The organism is Allobosea sp. UNC402CLCol (genome assembly GCF_000745475.1).
GTDB classification, from domain to species: domain Bacteria; phylum Pseudomonadota; class Alphaproteobacteria; order Rhizobiales; family Beijerinckiaceae; genus Allobosea; species Allobosea spartocytisi.
Genome location: NZ_JQJJ01000010.1, coordinates 358,919 through 379,329, shown reverse-complemented (window position 1 = coordinate 379,329; position 20,411 = coordinate 358,919). Strand labels below are relative to the sequence as shown.

General features: G+C 68.5%; 11 protein-coding genes. 5 read left to right on the top strand and 6 right to left on the bottom strand.

Annotated features, from left to right (window positions below; genetic code table 11):
• The first annotated feature begins 71 nt into the window (after nt 1–71).
• Nucleotides 72–824: an enoyl-CoA hydratase-related protein gene (locus GY40_RS13755; protein WP_156115955.1), complete on the top strand. Its 753-nt coding sequence runs from the start codon at nt 72–74 to the stop codon at nt 822–824.
• Between the two features lie 7 nt (nt 825–831).
• Here GY40_RS13755 and GY40_RS13750 read toward each other — a convergent pair whose 3' ends face one another.
• The 4 genes from GY40_RS13750 to GY40_RS13735 all read right to left on the bottom strand — a co-directional run bounded on the left by GY40_RS13750 (nt 832) and on the right by GY40_RS13735 (nt 5,557).
• The gene (locus tag GY40_RS13750; protein ID WP_038363116.1) at nt 832–2,334 is read right to left on the bottom strand and encodes a tripartite tricarboxylate transporter permease; all 1,503 of its coding nucleotides are present in this window, start codon (nt 2,332–2,334) and stop codon (nt 832–834) included.
• Nucleotides 2,335–2,347: 13 nt separating this feature from the next.
• Nucleotides 2,348–2,839, bottom strand: a complete 492-nt coding sequence (locus GY40_RS13745; protein WP_038363114.1) for a tripartite tricarboxylate transporter TctB family protein — start codon at nt 2,837–2,839, stop codon at nt 2,348–2,350.
• A 78-nt stretch (nt 2,840–2,917) separates the two neighbouring features.
• Nucleotides 2,918–3,907 (bottom strand): tripartite tricarboxylate transporter substrate binding protein, encoded by a 990-nt coding sequence (locus tag GY40_RS13740; protein ID WP_038363113.1) that lies wholly within the window; start codon nt 3,905–3,907, stop codon nt 2,918–2,920.
• Nucleotides 3,908–4,117: 210 nt separating this feature from the next.
• Nucleotides 4,118–5,557: a trypsin-like peptidase domain-containing protein gene (locus GY40_RS13735; RefSeq protein WP_051987996.1), complete on the bottom strand. Its 1,440-nt coding sequence runs from the start codon at nt 5,555–5,557 to the stop codon at nt 4,118–4,120.
• A gap of 365 nt (nt 5,558–5,922) precedes the next feature.
• Here GY40_RS13735 and GY40_RS13730 point away from each other — a divergent pair, with 365 nt between their 5' ends.
• Entirely contained in the window at nt 5,923–11,181 is a 5,259-nt protein-coding gene (locus tag GY40_RS13730) for an alpha-2-macroglobulin family protein (RefSeq protein WP_051987994.1), read from the top strand.
• Between the two features lie 95 nt (nt 11,182–11,276).
• Nucleotides 11,277–13,373, top strand: a complete 2,097-nt coding sequence (gene pbpC, locus GY40_RS13725) for a penicillin-binding protein 1C (protein ID WP_038364151.1) — start codon at nt 11,277–11,279, stop codon at nt 13,371–13,373.
• A 626-nt stretch (nt 13,374–13,999) separates the two neighbouring features.
• Here pbpC and GY40_RS13720 read toward each other — a convergent pair.
• Nucleotides 14,000–17,086 (bottom strand): efflux RND transporter permease subunit, encoded by a 3,087-nt coding sequence (locus GY40_RS13720; RefSeq protein WP_038363112.1) that lies wholly within the window; start codon nt 17,084–17,086, stop codon nt 14,000–14,002.
• Nucleotides 17,086–18,168, bottom strand: coding sequence for an efflux RND transporter periplasmic adaptor subunit (locus GY40_RS13715; RefSeq protein WP_038363111.1), 1,083 nt, complete (start codon nt 18,166–18,168; stop codon nt 17,086–17,088). Before GY40_RS13715 ends, GY40_RS13720 begins: the two co-directional genes overlap by 1 nt.
• 433 nt (nt 18,169–18,601) lie before the next feature.
• Here GY40_RS13715 and phnC point away from each other — a divergent pair, with 433 nt between their 5' ends.
• Both phnC and phnD read left to right on the top strand, forming a co-directional pair.
• Nucleotides 18,602–19,423 (top strand): phosphonate ABC transporter ATP-binding protein, encoded by an 822-nt coding sequence (gene phnC, locus GY40_RS13710; RefSeq protein WP_051987992.1) that lies wholly within the window; start codon nt 18,602–18,604, stop codon nt 19,421–19,423.
• A gap of 70 nt (nt 19,424–19,493) precedes the next feature.
• Nucleotides 19,494–20,408 (top strand): phosphonate ABC transporter substrate-binding protein, encoded by a 915-nt coding sequence (phnD, locus tag GY40_RS13705; RefSeq protein WP_038363109.1) that lies wholly within the window; start codon nt 19,494–19,496, stop codon nt 20,406–20,408.
• Nucleotides 20,409–20,411 lie beyond the last annotated feature (3 nt).

The window sequence follows — 20,411 nt, the reverse complement described above, 5'->3', positions numbered from 1 at the left end:
GCCCGCCTCGCTTGACCGGCCGGGAAAGCGCATGCCATCCCGGCAGGACATTCCCCGGAAGGCGGACCGAGATGAGCGAAAGCGTGTTGAGCGAGATCGTCGCGGCGGGCGTCGTGCAGGTCACCATGAACCGGCCCGACCGGAAGAACGCGCTCGACCGCGCCAGCTATGCCGGGCTGATCGCGGCCATCGCCACGGCCGAGGCGGATGACGCGGTCCGCGCCATCCTGCTGACCGGCGCCGGCGGCTGCTTCACCAGCGGCAACGACATCAAGGATTTCGCCGCGGCGGCCGCAGCCGGCGAAGGCCCGCGCGTCGCCATCGACTTCCTCGACGCGATCTCGACGGCGAAGAAGCCCATCGTCGCCGCCGTCGAGGGTTTTGCTGTCGGCATCGGCACGACGATGCTGCTGCATTGCGATCTCGCCTTCGCAGGCAGCGGTGCGAGCTTCCGCCTGCCCTTCGTCGCGCTCGGCCTCTCGCCCGAGGGCGGGTCGAGCTATCTCCTGCCGCTGGTCGCGGGCTCGAAGAAGGCGGCGGAACTGCTGATGCTGGGCGAGGCCTTCGACGCGGGGACCGCCGCCGGGGCTGGGCTCGTCAATGCCGTGGTACCGGAGGGCACGGCGCTGGAGCATGGGCTCGCCAAGGCGAAGGCGCTGGCGGCACTGCCGCCGCAATCGGTCGCCCTGACCAAGATGCTGCTGAAGCGCGGCTCTGCTGCTGCGGTGGCCGAAACCATCGCGACGGAGGCGCATCATTTCGGCGAGCGCCTGCGCTCGGCCGAGGCCATGGCGGCATTTGCGGCGTTCCTGAAGAAGTCGTGACGGCCCGTCAGGCCGCCACGGCTCTCCGCCCCCTCAGCCAGTCGCGCGTCCAGGAGAAGACCGGCCAGAGCAGCGCCGCAACCGTCATCGCCGCGAGCACGGACGAGACCGGCCGCTCGAAGAAGGGCAGGATCGAACCGTCCGACTTGATCAGCGAGGTGACGAAGCTCTGCTCCACCATCGTCCCCATGACGATGCCGAGCACCATCGCCGCGACCGGATAGCCGTTCTTCTCCATCACGAAGCCGATGATGCCGAAGAGGGCGACGCACCAGACCGCGAACAGGTTGTTGCCGGCCGTGGCGAAGGCGCCGACCGCGCAGAAGATCATGATCACCGGCATCACCGCCGAGCGCGGCGCGCCGACGACCTTGCTCGCCAGCCGGATCATGACGATGCCGAACGGGATCATGATGATGTTGCCGAGGATGAAGATGATGTAGAGCGCGTACATGCTCTCGGCCTGCTGGGTGAACAGCGTCGGCCCGGGGTTCAGCCCCTTCATGTAGAGCACGCCGATGGCGATGGCGGTGATGGTATCGCCGGGAATGCCGAAGAGCAGCGCCGGCACCCAGCCCGAGGCAAGCGAGGCGTTGTTGGAGGCGCCGGCCTCGATCAGCCCTTCGGGATGGCCGGTGCCGAACTTCTCGGGCGTCTTCGAGAAGCGCTTGGCCATCGCATAGCTGACCCAGGCCGCCATGTCGGCGCCGGCGCCCGGCAGCACGCCGATGATGATGCCGACGATATTCCCGCGCGTCTGCTGCTTGGGGTATTCCTTGGTGAGCTTCCACTGCCCCTTGAGAATGGAGCCCAGGCGCCGGTTTTCGATCTTGGGCGGTTCGCGCTCGGTCAGCGCGCGCATCACCTCGGCCAGCGCGAAGACGCCGACCAGCGCCGGGATCGGCTCGATGCCGCCGAGCAGGTCGGTCGAGCCGAAGGTGAAGCGCGGCACGCCGCCGGGATTGTCGATGCCGATGCAGGTGATCAGCAGGCCGAGCAGCATCGCCGCGATCGCCTTGATCGGCGAGGACCGCGCCACCAGCGTCGAACACATCAGGCCGAGCATGGCGAGCCAGAAATTCTCATAGGTCGAGAAGGAGAGCGCGACATCGGCCAGCAGCGGCGCGATCAGCATCAGCGAGAGCGTGCCGGCGATGCCGCCCAGTGCCGAGAACCACAGGCAGATGCCGAGCGCCGTCTCCGCCTGGCCCTTGCGCGTCATCGCATAGGCCTCGTCGGTATAGGCGGCCGAGGCCGGCGTGCCGGGGATGCGCAGGAGGCAGCCCGGAATGTCGCCGGAGAAGATCGCCATCGCCGATGCCGTGATGATCGTCGCGATCGCGGCGATCGGCGAGAGATAGAAGGTGACCGGCACCAGCAGCGCCGTCGCCATCGTCGCGGACAGGCCGGGCAGCGCGCCGACCGTCAGCCCGTAGAAGGCGGAGGCAACGATCGCGATCATCACGTCGAATTGGAAGACCAGCCCGAAGGCCTTGATGACGGTGTCCATCGTCAGGCCTCGCTCACCAGGGGAAGGGCAGGATGCCGCCGGGCAGCGGCACGCGCAGCAGCTTCAGGAAGATCAGGTTGATGACGAAGGGCGCGATGATCGCGAGGGGCACGGCGAGCTTCGGCCTGGCTCCGAAGGCGAGGCTCGCCACCAGGACCATGATCGCCGACGTCGGCAGGAAGCCCAGCGTCTCCGAGACCAGCGCATAGAAGGCCAGCAGCGCCGGCGGCAGCAAGGCCAGCCAGTTGCGCCAGGCCGGCAGCGGCGCGAGCTGCTCCGGCGCCGTATGACTGGCGAGATCGGCCTCGGCGACCTCCTCGAAGCGATGGCCGATCCCGAGCATGATCAGCCCGCCGCAGAGGACGAGGCCAGCACCGATCACCATCGGGAAGGCGGAAGGGCCGATCTGCTGGCCGGGCACCGGCGGCAGTTGCGAGCCATAGGCGAAGGCGAGGCCGCCCAGAACGGCGACGACACCTCCGGTGACCTTGTCTGAGAGGAGCATGGGCAAAAACGGCTTTCGTGACGGGAAGAGGCCGGTCGCGGCGTATGCGGCCGCGCCCGGCTGCGTGAGGTCCGAGCGTCAGCCCTTGGCGAGCCCGCCCGCCTTCATGAAGGCGCCCATCGCCTTGTCGCTCTCGGCCATGAAGGAGCCGAAATTCTCCGCGTCCGCATATTTCATCGAGAGGCCGCGCGAATTCATGAAGTCCTTGTACTCCTGCGAGTCGTAGATCTTCTTCAGCTCGGCGGAGAGCAGCTTGGCGACGTCCGGCGGCAGGTTCTTCGGCCCCCCGATGCCGCGCCAGGAGCCGAGCGGAACCTCGATGTTCAGCGCCTCCTTCAGTGTCGGCACGTCCTTGAATTGCGGGTTGCGCTCCGCCGCCATGATGGCGAGTGCCTTGGCGCGGCCGGCATCGATCATCGCGCGCGCCTCGGGCACGGAGCAGGTCACGAGGTCGAGCCCGCCCGCGGCGAGGTCCTGCATCGCGGGCGCGGCGCCGTTCGAGGGAACCCAGGCGACATGGTCGGGCTTCAGCCCCATCGCCTGCATCCAGCCGACGAGGGCGAGATGCCAGATGCCGCCCTGCCCGGTGCCGGACGCCTTGAACTTGCCGGCGGGCGCGGCCTTGATCGCATCCGCGAGCTTCTTCACGTCCTTGTAGGGCGAATCCGACTTCACCTGCACGCCCGGCGGGTCGTCGTTCATCAGCGCCAGCGGCGTGTAGCTGGCATAGGTCAGTTGCGTCAGCCCCTGGTGATGCATCATCGCGATCTCGGAGGTGATGATGCCGAGCGTGTAGCCGTCCGGCGGCGCCGTCGCGATCGCGGAATGGCCGACCACACCGGAACCACCGGTGCGGTTCACGACGCTGAAGGGCTGGCCGAGGCTCTTTTCCAGCAGCGAGGCGATGATGCGGACGACGGCATCGGTGCCGCCGCCGGCTCCCCAGGGGCATACCAGGGTGACGGGACGGGATGGGAACTTGGCCTGTGCGATGGCAGGCGCGGCGATCAGGCCGGCAGCCCCCGCCGCCGCTCCCTTGAGCACACTGCGTCTGTCGAGGGTGGTCATCTGTCATTCCTCCGCTAAATCGTTTTAGGGACTGAGCGCTCCTCACCACCGGCGGGGCGCTCTTGAGATAACCGGGTCATCTGAACCGATCGCGGAAGCGGTGGCAACTGCGCATTTCGGCGAAGAAAGAGCCTTTTCCAGCGGGTTTCGTCACGGCGAGCATGGGCGCTCCCCGCAGCGAGGGCTTCGGGGAACCGGCGCTGAAAAGCGCTACAAGCCGCAGACCAGCGGCACGACCGCGCCCGAGACCTTGTCGACAACCGCGCCGGTGCTGAGGCTGGCGGCAGCGCCTGAATCGGTCGTCAGCGACAGGCCGGCATTGCCGAGAACGCCCTGGATCGCGGCGGAATCCGCCAGCGCATAGGAACGCTGCGGCGCGATGCCGGCGACGAGTTGCTTGTCGGATGGGTTGGCGGTCACCAGCCCGACGAGCCGGCCCTGACGGTCGAAGGCCGGGCTTCCGGCCTGTCCGGGTTGCAGCGGCGCCAGCACCGCCGCCCCGGTGGTGGCGCGCAGGGCCTGCCCCGGCAGCGCGACCGCGGCGCGCTTGCCGGCATCGTCGCTGAAGGCCACCAACACCAACGCCGCGCCCGCATCCGGCACCTGCCCCGCCAATGCGGGCGGCCTGGCCGCGCCGGTTCCGTCGAGATCGAGCAGCACGAGGCCGCTGGCATCCTTGGCGCGCGGCTTGGCGGTGCGCCCGCCGGCCCGCAGGCTGCGGCAGCCCTCGGCCGCCGACGCCGCGCCGAGCGCGACCTTGTCGGAGAGCAGCACCGCGACGCCATAGCGCTCGTTGCTGCGTGCCGCCGGCTGCGTCAGCGGCGGCGCCGATGCCGGCGCAGCAGCACTGGCGACAGCAGTCCCGCTTGCAGGCGCCGGCCCGGTCGGGAAGGGCTCGAAGCTCGCGGCGATCGCGATGACGAGCTTGTCGACGGTCGGTGCCAGCGCCTTGTCGTAGCCGATCGAGAAGCCGCGCAGGCCCTGCGGCCCGGCCGCGAGCCGGCGATAGAACCGCCCTGTCGGCGTCTCCCCGGTGACGACGAAGAAATCCGGCCGGAGCAGCTTGTAGGTGATCTTGCGCGGACTGTTCGGGCTGACAGCGGTGGCCTTCTCGAACAGCGCCGCGAGATCGTCGCCCGGCGGCGAGGCGGTGGTGTCGAGCGTCACCTTGTCGTCGGCGCTCTGCCAGCGGCTGCCGCCAGCGGGCGTCGCGTCGCGCTTGGGCAGGAGCTTACCGGGAATGCCGATGCGCACCCCGGTCTTGTCGTCATTGATCAGCCGGAAGCCGGCGGCATCGCGTGCCGCCTGCGCCGCCTTGGCCAGTGCCGCGCGATCGGCCGGAGCGAGGATGCCGTCCGCCGGCCCGCGCCCGCCCTTGAGCGCATTGATCGCGCGGAAGGTCAGCGGGCCGAAGGAGCCGCTGACCGCGCCGTTGAACTGGCCCGCCCAGATCAGATCGGTCTGGATCGCCTTGCGCTCGGCCTCGGGCAGCGCCTCGAAGCTCGCCTGCGCCGCCGCCATCTGCGGATTGGGCGCGGCCGGGGTGGGAGCCTGCGCCTGTGTGCCCGACGCGGCCACCAGCAGCGCCAGACCGAGCAGGGCCGCACCGGCTTGCTTGATTCGCGCTCGGTTTCGATCGTCAGGCAACATGGTCTCGTCCTCGGCAAGCGGCGAAGCGGCTGCATTGAGCGTCAGAACGCCTGGCGCTGCAACCGGAGAAAGGCATCCCAGCGCGTGTCATCCCGGGCGACCGCAGGGAGACCCGGGATCCGTGCCGGAGCCCATCCGATAAAGGCTCCGGCATGGATCCCGGATCTCCGCTTCGCTCCGTCCGGGATGACACGCGTATTTCCCGATCGAACCGCCTAGCCCGCGCGCAGCGCCGCCGCATCCTTCACGCGCATGACTTGCACGGGCGCGGCGCGGTGATAGCCTGCCGGCCCGTTCAGCACCGTCATCGGTCCGAAGCCTTCGCCAGCCACGCTGAAGCCCTCGGCCGCCGAAGAGGATCGACGATGAACCTGTTGTCCCGCCTCCTGGTCGCGCTCTGCCTGAGCTTCGCGGCCGCCCCGGCCTTCGCCCAGAAGGCCTATGTCCGCACCGATCTCGCGGCCGACGGGCAGAGGCTGGAGGAGCGGCTGAAGCGCGAGGTCGCGGCCGGCAACCGCCCGGCGGCCGATCTCGTCCGCGCCGGCGACATCGTGCTCGGGCGCGGCGATGCGCGCGGCGCCCTGCCGCTCGCCAATGCCGCCGTGGTCGCCGATTCCGGCAATGCCGCCGCCTGGCGCCTGATGGCCCGCGCCGCCAGCGGCATCGAGCCGCGCGACTATCGCGAGCGCTGGGAGATGCGCGAGCGCGCCATCACCGCCGCCTATCTCGCCTATAGCCGCGCCAGCAACCGCACCGACGAGGCCTCCTCGCTCGGCGTGCTCGCCCAGACCTTCGAGAAATACGAGCTCTGGCGCCCGGCGCTGACGACCTATCGCCTCAGCCTCGACCTCGCCGCCAATGCCTCGCTGCAGAAGAGCTATGAGGATCTGCGCGAAAAACGCGGCTTCCGCCTGCTCTCGAACCAGGTCGATTCCGACGCCGCCTCCCCGCGCGCCTGCTTCGAATTCTCCGAACCGCTCGCCCGCGGCAATGTCGATTTCGCGCCCTATGTCGCGATCTCCGGCGGCTCCGGCGATTTCGCCGTCAGCGGCGAGGAACGCCAGATCTGCGTCGACGGGCTGCGCCATGGCGAGCGCTACGCCATCGTCATCCGCCAGGGCGTGCCCTCCGCCATCCCCGACGAGACGCTGCTGAAATCGGCCAATTACGAGATCTATGTCCGCGACCGCACGCCCTCCGTCCGCTTCACCGGCAAGAACTACGTCCTGCCCCGCACCGGCCAGCAGGGCATCCCGGTCGTTTCGGTCAATTCCGGCAAGCTCGACCTCGAGGTGATGCGGATCGGCGACCGCAACCTGATCAACTCGGTCCATTCCGACGACTTCCTGAGCCAGCTCGGCTCGTGGCAATCCCGCCAGATCGCCTCCGACAAGGGCCAGAGCGTCTGGACCGGCACGATGGACGTGAAGTCCGAGCTCAACAAGGACGTCGTCACCGCCTTCCCGGTGGTCGAGGCGGTCGGCAGCCTGAAACCCGGCGTCTATGTCATGTTCGCCAAGCCTTCGGGCGGCCCGGCCGCGCTCGCGACCGGCGACGACGGCGATTCCTACGATGACGGCTCGACCCGCGCGACGCAGTGGTTCGTCGTCTCCGATCTCGGCCTGACCTCCTTCTCCGGGCCGGACGGCGTGCATGTGCTCGCCCGCTCGCTGGCCGACGCCAAGCCGATCGCCAATGCCGAGCTGCGCCTGATCGCCCGCAACAACGAGGTGCTCGGCACGGCGAAGACCGATTCCAACGGCTATGCCCGCTTCGATGCAGGGCTCGCCAAGGGCGAAGGCGGCAATGCGCCCGGTCTCGTCACCGCCGGGCTCGGTGAGGATTACGGCTTCCTCGACCTGAAGCAGACCGCCTTCGATCTGTCGGATCGCGGCGTGAAGGGTCGCGTCGCGCCGGCCGGGCTCGATGCCTTCCTCTATACCGAGCGCGGCGTCTACCGCTCGGGCGAGACGGTCTATCTCACCTCGCTGCTGCGCGACGCCAAGGGCGCCGCCGTCACCGGCCTGCCGCTCACCATCGTGGTCAAGCGCCCCGACGGCGTCGAGTACCGCCGCCGTCAGGTCGAGGATCAGGGTGCCGGCGGCCGCGCCCATTCGATCCCGCTGATCTCCGGCGCCGCCACCGGCACCTGGCGCGTCCTCGCCTATGCCGATCCGAAGGGACAGGCGATCGGCGAGACCTCCTTCCTCGTCGAGGATTACGTTCCCGAGCGGCTGGAGCTGACGCTCACCCCGAAGGCTCCGGTGCTCCAGGCCGGCGAGCCGGCCGAGGTCAACGTCGCCGCCCGCTATCTCTATGGCGCGCCGGGCTCCGCCCTCGACGTCACCGGCTCGATGACGCTGCGCGCCGCGAGCGCCAGCGCCATCCCCGGCTTCGGGGATTATCAGGTCGGCCTGACCGACGAATCCTTCGATCCCGTCCAGACCGAATTCGAGGAGAGCGCCACCACCGACGCCGCCGGCAAGGCGACGATCTCCTACCCCGTCCAGCAGGCCGAGACCAACCGCCCGCTCGAGGTCGAGATGACCGTGCGCGTCGGCGAGCCCGGCGGGCGCGCCATCGCCCGCTCCGTCACCGTGCCGATCGTGCCCAAGGGCGCGGCCATCGGCGTCCGGCAGACCTTCAAGGACGGCGAGCTCGGCAACAACCAGACCGCGACCTTCGACGTCATCATGGCGACCGGCGACGGCAAGCGGCTCAGCCGGCCGAACGTGAAATGGGTGCTCTCGAAGGTCCGCCGCAACTATCAGTGGTTCTTCAAGGACGGACGCTGGAACTATGAGGGCGTCACCACCACGCGGCGCGTCTCGGACGGGCAGGTCACGGTCTCCGCGACCGAGCCGGCGAAGATCGCCGCGCCCGTCGAATGGGGCAATTACCGGCTCGACGTGACCTCCGACGGCGCCGAGGAGGCCGCGACCGCCGTCTCCTTCAGCGTCGGCTATGAAAGCGACAAGACCGCCGATACGCCGGATGTGCTCGACGTCGCCCTGGACAAGGCCTCCTACGCCAATGGCGAGACCGTGCAGGTCCGGCTCTCGCCGCGCTTCGCCGGCAAGGCGACGCTCGCCGTCATCAGCGACAAGCTCGCGGACATCCGCACCATCGACATCACCGAGGGCGGCACCACCGCCAATATCCCGGTGAAGTCGGAATGGGGCGCGAGCGCCTATCTCGTCGTGCTCGCCCATCGCCCGATGGACACCGCCGCCAAGCGCCTGCCCGGCCGCGCCATCGGTCTGGCATGGTTCCAGATCGGCAAGGACGAGCGCACGCTGGCGGTCGATCTCGGCGCGCCCAAGCTGGTGCGCCCGCTCTCGACGCTCTCGCTGCCGGTCAAGCTCTCCGGGCTGAAAGCCGGCGAGGACGCCTTCGTCACGGTCGCTGCCGTCGATGTCGGCATCCTCAACCTCACCCGCTATGAGAGCCCCGATCCGAGCCGGTATTTCTTCGGCCAGCGCCAGCTCGGCCATGATCTGCGCGACCTCTACGGCTATCTGATCGACGGCATGCAGGGCGTGCGCGGCACCATCCGCACCGGCGGCGACGCCGCGCCCAAGATGGACGGCGAGAAGCCGACGCAGGAGCCGCTCGCCCGCTATTCCGGCGTGGTCAAGGTCGGAGCCGACGGCACGGCGAAGATCGATTTCGACCTGCCGGCCTTCAACGGCACGGTGCGCGTCATGGGCGTCGCCTGGTCGGCCGGGCGCACCGGCCAGGCCAGCGCCGACGTGATCGTGCGCGACCAGGTCGTGGCGCAGGCGACGCTGCCGCGCTTCCTCGCCATCGGCGACCAGTCCCGCTTCCATCTCCAGATCGACAATGTCGAGGGTCCCGCCGGCGCCTACACCGTCGATCTCGACGTGAAGGGCCCGGTCCTCGTCGCCGCCGATGCGACCCATCGCACGGTCCAGCTCGCGGCCGGCGCCAAGACGCAGATGACGATCCCCGTCACCGCCGCCGGCCTCGGCCGCGCCGAATTCGACGTGCGTGTCTCCGGACCGAACGGCATCGGCACGGTGCAGAACCTCGCGGTCAAGGTACAGCCCTCGGCGGCGACGCTGGCGCGCCGCATCGTCCGGCCGATCCCCGGCAATGGCGGCGCCGTCACCGTCTCTTCCGACCTGCTGGCTGATCTCGTGCCGGGCTCGGGGCAGGTCTCGGTCTCGGTCTCGCCCTTCGGCTCGCTCGACGTGCCCGCCTTGCTCAAGGCGCTCGACCGCTACCCCTATGGCTGCACCGAGCAGACCGTTTCGCGGGCGCTGCCGCTGCTGGCGGTCAACCAGCTCGCCTCGATGGAGAACCTCGCCCTCGACGACAATGCCGATGAGCGCGTGCAGAAGGCGATCGAGCGCGTGCTCGCCCGGCAGGGCGGCAACGGCTCCTTCGGCCTGTGGGGCGTCGGCGGCGAGGATTTGTGGCTCGACGCCTTCGTCGCGGACTTCCTGACGCGGGCCCGCGAGCGCAAGTTCGACGTGCCGCAGGTGGCCTTCAACATGGCGCTGGACCGCCTGCGCAACCAGGTCGTCAACACCGGCGACATCAACAAGGAGGAGGCCGCCGGCATCGCCTATGCGCTCTATGTGCTCGCCCGTAACGGCCGGCCGGTGATGGGCGATCTGCGCTATCTCGCCGACAACAAGCTCGGCGATTTCGCAACCCCGCTCGCCCGCGCCCAGATCGGCGCGGCGCTCTCGGCGCTGGGCGATCGCAGCCGCGGCCGCACCGCCTTCGGCAGCGCGCTCGGCCTGCTCCAGCAGGCAAGTGATGACGGGTTCTCGCGCCCCGATTACGGCTCGCGCCTGCGCGACAGTGCCGGCGTGCTCGCGCTGATCGCGGAATCGAATGGCGAGCGCGCCGATATCGGTCGCGCCGTCTCCCTCCTCGACGCCACCCGCAACAGCGCCCGCTACAGCTACACCTCGACGCAGGAGCAGATGTGGATGGTGCTGGCGGCGCAGGCCATGTCCAAGGAGGCCGAGGGCATGACGCTGACCGTCGACGGCGCGGCCCGCAAGGGCGCCTTCTACCGCACCGTCTCGGCCGAGGCGCTGGACGCCAAGCCGCTGACCATCGCCAATCCGGGCAGCGCCAATGCCCAGGCGGTGATCACCGTCGCGGGCATCCCGACCACGCCGGAGCCGGCGCTGAACCAGGGTTTCGGCCTCGAGCGCGTCATCTACACGATGAAGGGCGAGCGGGCCGACCCCGCCCGCCTGCGCCAGAACGAGCGCTATGTCGTGGCGCTCAACGTGACCGAGGGCGCGCCGCGCTTCGGCCGCTTGCTGCTGGTCGATCCGGTGCCGGCCGGGCTGGAGATCGAGAACGCCAACCTGACCGAGGGCGCCTCGACCGCCGGGCTCGACTGGCTGAAGCAGGAGGTCTCGCCGGTGCATACCGAAGCACGCGACGACCGCTTCGTCGCGGCCTTCGAGCGCTCCGGCGGAAAGAGCGACAAGCTCGCCTACACTGTCGCCTATATCGCCCGGGCGGTCTCGCCCGGCCGCTACGTCGCGCCGGCCGCCGTGATCGAGGACATGTACCGGCCGGATCGCTTCGGCCGCACGGGCTTCGGCGCGGTGGAGATCAGTTCGGCGCGGTGATGGCCGTGAATGACCCGACCAGTCCGTCATTCTCGGGCGAAGCGAAGCGCAGACCCGAGAATCTCGATCAGGAGATGCTCGGGTCAAGCCCGAGCATGACGCCGCGTCCTGGCCGCTTCGGCAAGCTTAAGATCGGGGTGGCGGCCTGCGCCCTTGCGGTCGTTGCCGCCACCACCGCCCTCACCCTCTACATCCACTCCCTGCCCCCGCTCGACCTCGCCGCCGCCGCCGACCGCTCGACCGTCGTGCTCGACCGCGAGGGCCGGCTGCTGCGGCCCTTCCTCACCACGGATGGCCGCTGGAAGCTTCCCCTCACCAGCGACGATGTCGACCCGCGCTACCTCGCCATGCTCAAGGCCTATGAGGACAGGCGCTTCGATAGCCATCCCGGCATCGATCCGCTCGGCCTGGCGCGCGCCGCCGGCCAGATGCTGCGGCATGGCCGCGTCGTCTCCGGCGGCTCGACCCTGACCATGCAGGTCGCCCGCCTGCTCGAGCCGCGCGACGAGCGCAACCTTGCCGCAAAACTCCGGCAGGCGGTGCGTGCCGTCGAATTGGAACGGCACCTCAGCAAGACCGAGATTCTCGACCTCTATCTCAACCTCGCCCCCTTCGGCGGCAATCTCGAAGGCGTGCGCGCCGCGAGCTTCGCCTATTTCGGCAAGGAGCCGAAGCGGCTTTCCACCGCCGAGGCGGCGCTGCTCGTCGCCCTGCCGCAATCGCCCGAGACGCGCCGGCCCGACCGCTTCGCGGAAGCCGCCCGAAAAGCCCGCGCCCGTGTGCTCGCCCGCGTCGAACGCGCCGGCATCGCCACAAAGGGCGAGGTCACCGCCGCGCGCGACGAGGAGATCCCGACCGGGCGCCGCCCCTTCCCCACCTTGAGCCCCCATGTCGCCGAGCAGGTCGTGGCGGAGGCGCCGGCGCAGCGCGTCCACCGTCTCAGCCTCGATGCCCGCTTGCAGAAGAGCCTGGAAGGCCTCGCCCGCGAGCGCAGCCTCGGCCTGGCGCCCCAGGTTTCGATCGCCATCCTCGCCGTCGACAACGAGACCGGCGCGGTCCGCGCCTCCGTCGGCGGCGTCGATTATTTCGCGGCCGAACGGGCAGGCGCGCTCGACCTGACGCGCGCGTTGCGCTCGCCCGGCTCGGCGCTGAAGCCCTTCATCTACGCGCTCGCCTTCGACAACGGCATCGCCCATCCCGAGACGATGCTGGAGGACCGGCCGGCACGCTATGGCAGCTATGTGCCCGAGAATTTCGACATGACCTTCCAGGGCATGGTCAGCGCCCGCAAGGCGCTGCAGCTCTCCCTGAACGTCCCGACGGTAGAGCTGCTCTCGGCGCTCGGGCCGCAGCGTTTCCTGTCGCGGCTGCGCGATGCCGGCATCACCGTCGCCATGCCCAAGGAGGGCGGCGCGCCCGGCCTCGCGGTCGGCCTCGGCGGGCTCGGCATCACCTTGCAGGATCTGACCCGCGCCTATGTCGGGCTGGCGCGCGGCGGCGAGATGGCGCCGCTGCGGTTCAGGGAGGAGCCGTCTTCCGGCGGAACGCCGCCCCTGCATCTCGTCGAGCCGGTCGCGGCCTGGTATGTCGCCGACACCCTGCTCGGCGCCCCGCCGCCGCTCAACGCCGTGCCCGGCCGCATCGCCTACAAGACCGGCACCTCCTATGGCTATCGCGATGCCTGGGCCGTCGGCTTCGACCGCAAGCACACCATCGGCGTCTGGGTCGGCCGGGCCGATAACGGCGCCGTGCCCGGCCTCGTCGGGCGCGTGGTGGCGGCGCCGATCCTGTTCGACGCCTTCGCCCGGCTCGGCATCGATCCGCGACCCTTCCCGCAACCCGCCGACGCCATCGTGGCCAGCACGAACCACCTGCCGCCACCGCTGCGCCATCTGCGCCAGGACGTGCCGAAGACGGTGGCCGCCATCGCGACGCCCGCCCTCAAGCTCGCCTTCCCGCCGGACGGCGCGCGCATCGACCTCTCGGCCGACAGCCTCGACGGCCAGGGCCAGCTCAATCTGAAGGCCGCGGGCGGTGCACCGCCCTTCACCTGGCTGGTCGACGGCACGCCTGTCACCGCGCCGCTGCGTCGACGCGAGGCCGCCTGGCAGCCGCCCGGCAAGGGCTTCATGCGAATTTCCGTGGTGGATGGGACGGGGGCGAGCGAGAGCGTCTCGGTCAGGTTGCAATAGCAAGCTTGCGCGCACCGAAAACCCCGTCCAGGCCTCGCCTGCGGGGTTTTCGGGCTTCAACATCCGAGGGATGCGCGGAGCCTGGCGGCGTTCGCAGTCGACGGCTGCGTGCCGATGTCGAGTCGATGTCGATGATGTCGAACAGCGACGACCTCGCGCCGTTCGGCTCCGCGCACGGGTATCTGGGGGTCCGCTTCGTGTTTGAAGCCCGGCAAAGGGCAGGGCCTGCCTGTTCGGCCCGGACGAAGTCGGCACCTCCGCGCGACCAAAGAGAGGATCACCGTGATCGCGTCCTGTCCGACGCGCGGCGATCCAGCGGACCCGCAACGGTCCGGGAGCGCGAAACCCGCAATCCCAACCGGCCCACGATGCCTCGCGAAGCCCCTCGGTCGGCTGGGACGAGGCGAGAATAGGCATGGGCTGGAAGGGCGGGGATAAGTTTGGTCGAGGAACCGGGGTTTCTTCCTTCTCCCCTCGGGAAGAAGGTCGCTCGGCGAAGCCGAGACGGATGAGGGCGGAACCTCAGCCGAAAACAAGAAAGGGCCGCTTGCGCGACCCTTCCCTCATCTGCTTCGCAGACCCCTTCTCCTACAAGGGGAGAAGGGAGCCCTTTGTCTGTTCGCGCGCTACTCCGCCGGCTGCGGATGCGCGCCATGCGCCTCTTCATGCGCGCCATGGCGCGAGCCATGGACCTTGCGCGCCAGATAGCTGTAGGCCACCGGCACCACATAGAGCGTCAGCAAGGTGCCGAAGCTCATGCCGCCGACGATGACCCAGCCGATCTGCGAGCGGCTCTCGGCACCCGCGCCATGGGCGATGGCGAGCGGCACGGCGCCGAGCACCATGGCGCCGGTCGTCATCAGGATCGGCCGCAGGCGCAGTTCCGCCGCCTCGACGAGGGCGTCGATCATCTCCTTGCCCTCTTCGCGCAGCTGGTTGGTGAACTCCAGGATCAGGATGCCGTGCTTGGTGATGAGGCCGACCAGCGTGATCAGGCCGATCTGGCTGTACACGTTCATCGTGCCGCCCGAATAGTACAGCGCGGCAAGCGCGCCCGTCAGCGAGAGCGGCACCGAGACCATGATGACGATGGGGTCGACGAAGCTCTCGAACTGCGCCGCCAGCACCAGATAGATGAAGCCGAGCGCGAGCAGGAAGACGATGAAGATGCTGGCGCCCGACTGCTTGAACTCGCGGCTCTGGCCGGAATAGTCGATCTGCACCGAACTGGGCAGCACGCGCCCCGCGCCCTCCTCCAGCACCTTGAGCGCATCGCCCAGCGAATAGCCCGGCGCGGGGATCGCGGTGATCGTCGCCGAGCGGAGCTGGTTGAAGCGGACCAGTTCCTTCGGCGCGACGTTCTCCTCGACCTTGACCAGACTGGAGAGCTGCACCACCGCGCCGCCGCGGCCCATCAAATAGATCGACTGCAGCGCCTGCGGCGTGTTGCGCTCCGTGCCCTCGACCTGCAGCACGACGTCATACTGCTTGCTGTTCATGTTGAAGCGCGTCACCTGCCGGCCGCCGAGCAGCGTCTCCATGGTGCGGCCGATGATGTCGACATTGACGCCGAGATCGGCGGCGCGCTGCCGGTCGATCGAGACCTTGATCTGCGGCTTGTCGAGAATGAGGTTGCTCTCGACATTGGTCAGAACGGGCGAGTTCGCGACCTCCGCCATCAGCTGGTCGACATAGGACTTGATCTGGGCATAGGGCTCGGAGGAGCGCAGCACGAACTCGACCGGCTTGCTGTTCGCCTGGCCCTGGCCGAGCGAGGCCGGATTGGTGGCGAACAGGCGGATGCCCGGGATTTGCGACAGCCCCCGGTTGATCTCGGCGACCAGATCCTGCTGCTTGCGCTCGCGCTCCTCCCAGGGCTTGAGGCGGGCGAAGGCGATGGCGCGGGTCACATCGGGGAAGCCGACGATGACGAGGTAGGTCTCGACCTCCTGGATGTTCTTGAAATAGGTCTCGACCCGCCGGGCATAGTCGGCGGTGAAGGACAGTGTCGCGCCCTCGGGCGCGACGCCGATCACGTTGATCGTGCCGCGATCCTCGACCGGCGACAATTCCGAGCGCAGATGGGTGAAGAAGTAGTAGCCGCCGCCGGCGACGCCGACCGCCAGCAGGATGATAAGCGGACGCACCGACAGCGCCGCGCGCAGCGACGCCCTGTAGCCCCGCGACAGCGCGTTGAAGCCACGCTCCAGCACGTTGAACAGCCAGCTATGGGAATCGTGATGGCGCAGCAGCTTGGCGCACATCATCGGGGTCAGCGTCAGCGCGACGAAGCCCGAGACCAGCACGGCGCCGGCCAGCGTCAGCGCGAATTCGATGAAGAGCTTGCCGGTGCGGCCGGTCGAGAACGCCATCGGCGCATAGACCGCGACCAGCGTCAGCGTCATCGCCACGACCGCGAAGGCGATCTCGTTGATGCCGCGGATCGCCGCCTTGGTCGGCGCGATGCCATCCTCGATATGGCGGTGCACGTTCTCCAGCACGACGATGGCGTCGTCGACGACGAGGCCGATGGCGAGCACCATCGAGAGCAGCGTCAGCGTGTTCACGGTGAAGCCGAGCGCATACATCAGCGCGAAGGAGCCGATCAGCGAGACCGGAATCGTCACCAGCGGGATCAGCGTCGCCCGCAGCGAGCGCAGGAAGATGAAGATGATCAGGACGACGAGGACGGTCGCCTCGATGATCGTCTGGTAGACCGCCTTGATCGAGCGGTCGATGAAGACCGAGGTATCGTAGGACTTGGCGATCGACATGCCCTGAGGCAGATCCTCGATGATGCCCGGCAGCGCCTCCTCGATGCCGGCCGAGACGTCGAGCGGGTTGGCCGTCGCCTGCTTGACGATGCCGATCGTCACCGATGGCGCGCCGCCGAACCAGGCGGCGTTGCGCTCCTCGCGCGCGCCGAGCTCGACCTTGGCAACGTCCTTGAGCTTCACGGAGAAGCCGTTGGCGTCCTTGATGACGATTTCGCGGAACTCCTCCGGCGTCGTCATGCTGGTCTGAGAGAGCACGGTGAACTCGCGGTCGTTGCTCTCGATGCGGCCCGACGGGATCTCGATGTTCTGGGCCCGGACCGCCGCCTCGATCTGCTGGACGCTGACGTCATAGGCCGACATCCGGGCGCGATCGAGCCAGATGCGCATGGCGTATTGCCGCTGGCCGAGAATGCGGACCTCCGCCACGCCGGTGACGTTCTGCACGCGGTCGGAGATGAAGCGGTCGGCGAAGTCGGTGAGCTCGAGCGGCCCGTGCCGCGAGCTGGTCAGCGAGAGATACAGGATCGGCTGCGAGTCGGCCTCGACCTTGGCGATGACGGGCTCGTCGATCTCGTCGGGCATGCGGCTGCGCACGCGGCTGACGCGGTCGCGCACATCCGAGGCCGCGACGTCGGGGTCGACATCCGGGCGGAAGCGCACCTGAATGAAGCTGCGCTCCTGGCGGCTGGTCGAGGACAGGATCTCGATGCCCTCGATGCCGGCGATCGAGTTCTCCAGGATCTGGGTGACCTGCGTCTCGATGATCTCGGCCGAGGCGCCGCGATAATCGGTGCGCACCGAGACCACGGGCTCGTCGATATTGGGATATTCGCGCACGGTCAGGCGGCCATAGCTGACGAAGCCGATCAGCATCACCAGCAGACTCATGACCGTCGAGAGGACGGGCCTACGGACGAAGAGTTCGAACAGGCTCATCAGAGCTGGCTCGTCTGAACGATCTTGTCCTTGATCGCGATGGCGGCCCCGTCGCGCAGCCGCATCTGCCCGGCGGTGATGATCTGCATGCCGGGCGTCAGCCCGCTGACGATCTCGACCTTGCCCGGCAGGCGCTTGCCGAGCTCGACGCTGAGGCGCTTCGCTTTGCCGTTCTCGACGACATAGACCATCTTGCCGACGGCATCCGGCACCACCGCCATCTCCGGCACCACGATCGCGTTCGGGCGCTGGTCGATGGTGATGGCGAGGCGGGCGAAGAGGCCGGGCTTGAGCGCGAGATCCGCGTTCGGGATCGTCGCGCGCAGGCGGATGGCGCGGCCGTTCACGTCCACGACCGGGTCGATCGCGAAGATCTTGCCGGTGAATTTCCGGTCGACGACTGCATCGACCCGCATCTGCACGGGCTGCCCGACCTTGAGGCGGCTGAGGAAGATCTCCGGAACGCGGAAATCGATCTTGATCGGGTCGACGCTGGTCAGGGTGATCAGCGGCTTGCCGACCGGGACATAGTCGCCGACGCCGACCGCGCGCAGGCCGACCACGCCGTTGAACGGCGCGAGGATGGTCGATTGCGCGAGCTTGGCCTTGGCGAGCTGGACGCGGGCCTCGGTCGAGGCGAGCTTCGCCGCGGATTCGTCGAGCGCGACCTGCGTTCCCGAACCGCGCGAGACCAGCCCCCTCAGACGCTCGTTGGTGTCGCGGGCGAGGCCGAGATCGGCCATCGCCTGCTTGAGCTCGGCATCGAGGATCGCGGTGTCGAGCTTGACCAGCTCCTGCCCGGCCTTGACCGGCTCGCCTTCCCTGAAGCCGAGCGAGACGACGCGGCCGGCGATCTCGGGGGCGATGACGACGGATTCGTCGGCGGCCAAAGTGCCGAGCGCCTCGACCTCCTCGCTGACCGTCATGATCTCGACGGAGGCGACTTCCACCGGCACCGCCGCACGCGCAGTCGGCGCCACGCTGGCCTGGGCCGGCTGGCTGCCGGCCAGACGCATCCGGTAGCCGTAATACCCGCCGCCTGCCAGGCCGGCAACGAGGAGAAGGAGAACGAACCGCTTCATCAGGCTGGGGGCTCCGTTGCCGCCGGTTGGTCTTAAATGGAACGAAAGGCCTTGCTAAGATGCCGGCACGCCACAGCGGCACAAAAACGCATGTTTTTGCGCCACCGCCGCATCGATCCGGCGCCTTTAGGCACCTATGCAAGATACCTGCCGGGGCGCGACGCGCCGATACGGCGCCTCTGCCGCACGCAGGCATCCATCCTCATCCTGCCGATAAGTCACCCATCGTCCAAGCGCATTTTACCGACCTCACGAAAATGTTGGCCCGCCCGGCCCCGTGAAAGGCCGTTCGGAGCCGCACAGCGGCCGCCCGCCGTCACGCCGCTGTCATCTCCGGCCGATAGCGCTTCTTCCCATGCATGAACCTTGGCTCCGACGGCTCCGGCCGGCCCGGTGTCGCCATCGTGCGAAATGTCATGTTCGAGAACCTTTCATGTTGCGCATCGAAGGCCTGGTGAAGCGCTTCGGCGACAAGAACGCCGTCGACAATGTCTCGCTGTCGATCCCCAACGGCGAGATGGTCGGCGTCATCGGCCGGTCCGGAGCCGGCAAATCGACGCTGCTGCGCATGCTCAACCGGCTCGCCGAGCCGAGCGCCGGGCGCATCATCTGCGAGGAGCGCGACATCACGGCGCTGAAGGGCACCGCGCTCAGGCGCTGGCGCCGCGACACCGCGATGATCTTCCAGCAGTTCAACCTCGTCGGCCGCCTCGACGTGCTCACCAACGTGCTGCTCGGCCGGCTCAACCACCGCTCGCCCGCGCTGACGCTGGTGAAGAGCTTCTCCACCGACGACAAGATCCGCGCCATCGCCGCGCTCGAGCGGCTCGACATGGCCCATCTCCTCGCCCAGCGCGCCGAGACCCTGTCGGGCGGCCAGCAGCAGCGCGTCGCCATCGCCCGCGCTCTGGTCCAGGAACCCCGCATCATCCTGGCCGACGAGCCGATCGCCTCGCTCGACCCGCGCAACACCCAGGTCGTGATGGACGCGCTGTTCCGCATCAACCGCGAGCACGGCATCACCGTGATGTGCAACCTGCACGACCTCGATATCGCGGCGAAATACTGCGACCGGCTGATCGGCATGGCCGCCGGCAAGGTCGTCTTCGACGACGTGCCGCAGGCGCTGACCCGCGAGGTCGCAGCCGAGCTCTACGGCATCGAAGCGAAGGATGCCGGCGCCGAGGCCCTGGATGCGCTCGACGCCATCGCCGCCTCCGAGGCGGCCAAGCGCGCCAAGCAGAAGATCGCCTGAGCGGCATCCCGCCGCCAGCCGCGAGAAGACGAGCCTAACCCGAAGACCCGCACCCAAAGGAGCAGACCGCATGCTGACCCGTCGCCATACCCTGAAGCTCGCCGCCGCCGGCCTCGCCGTCGCCGCCACCCCGGCTTTCGCCCAGGACTGGAAGGCGAAGTATCCGGAGCTCGTCTTCGCCATCATCCCGGCCGAGAACGCCTCGGGCGTCGTCGACCGCTACACCCCCTTCGTGAACTATCTCTCGAAGGAGCTCGGCACCAAGGTGACGCTGCGCGTCGCCAATGACTACGCCGCGATCATCGAGGGCCAGCGCGCCGGCAACATCCAGATCGGCATGTACGGCCCGGCCTCCTTCGCCCGCGCCCGTGTCACCGGCGTCAAGGTCGACGCCTTCGCGATCGAGACCAATCTCGACGGCACCAAGGGCTATCACTCCGTCTTCTACGTGAAGAAGGATTCGCCCTACCAGAAGATCGAGGACCTCAAGGGCAAGAACCTCGGCCTCGTCGACCCGAACTCCACCTCGGGCAATAACGTGCCGCGCTTCGTCCTCGACAAGATGAAGATCGACCCGGAGACCTTCTTCTCCAAGGTCGTCTATACCGGCAGCCACGAGAACGCGATCATCGCGCTCAGCCAGGGCACCGTCGACGTCGCCGCGAACTGGTGGAACGACGAGAACGAGTCGAACCTGCTGCGCATGGCCCGCAAGAACATGGCCAAGGCCGAGGACTTCCGGATCATCTACAAGTCCGAGCAGATCGTGAACTCGCCGATGGCCTATCTCTCGGACCTGCCTGAGGACCTCAAGGCCAAGATCCGCGACGCCGTCCTCAACCTCGCCACCAAGGACAAGGCCGCCTTCGACAAGATCTATGAAGGCAAGCAGGGCCCGCTCGTCGCCGTCGACAACAAGGCCTACGACCCGGTCATCGAGCTCATCACCTTCGTCGACTCGCTGCGCAAGAAGAAGTCGTCGTAATTC

Excerpts from the sequence above, each read along its gene's own strand:
- GY40_RS13755 (WP_156115955.1), top strand. The coding sequence starts at position 72 with ATGAGCGAAAGCGTGTTGAGCGAGATCGTCGCGGCGGGCGTCGTGCAG.
- GY40_RS13750 (WP_038363116.1), bottom strand. The coding sequence starts at position 2,334 with ATGGACACCGTCATCAAGGCCTTCGGGCTGGTCTTCCAATTCGACGTG.
- GY40_RS13745 (WP_038363114.1), bottom strand. The coding sequence starts at position 2,839 with ATGCTCCTCTCAGACAAGGTCACCGGAGGTGTCGTCGCCGTTCTGGGC.
- GY40_RS13740 (WP_038363113.1), bottom strand. The coding sequence starts at position 3,907 with ATGACCACCCTCGACAGACGCAGTGTGCTCAAGGGAGCGGCGGCGGGG.
- GY40_RS13735 (WP_051987996.1), bottom strand. The coding sequence starts at position 5,557 with ATGTTGCCTGACGATCGAAACCGAGCGCGAATCAAGCAAGCCGGTGCG.
- GY40_RS13730 (WP_051987994.1), top strand. The coding sequence starts at position 5,923 with ATGAACCTGTTGTCCCGCCTCCTGGTCGCGCTCTGCCTGAGCTTCGCG.
- pbpC (WP_038364151.1), top strand. The coding sequence starts at position 11,277 with ATGACGCCGCGTCCTGGCCGCTTCGGCAAGCTTAAGATCGGGGTGGCG.
- GY40_RS13720 (WP_038363112.1), bottom strand. The coding sequence starts at position 17,086 with ATGAGCCTGTTCGAACTCTTCGTCCGTAGGCCCGTCCTCTCGACGGTC.
- GY40_RS13715 (WP_038363111.1), bottom strand. The coding sequence starts at position 18,168 with ATGAAGCGGTTCGTTCTCCTTCTCCTCGTTGCCGGCCTGGCAGGCGGC.
- phnC (WP_051987992.1), top strand. The coding sequence starts at position 18,602 with ATGTTGCGCATCGAAGGCCTGGTGAAGCGCTTCGGCGACAAGAACGCC.
- phnD (WP_038363109.1), top strand. The coding sequence starts at position 19,494 with ATGCTGACCCGTCGCCATACCCTGAAGCTCGCCGCCGCCGGCCTCGCC.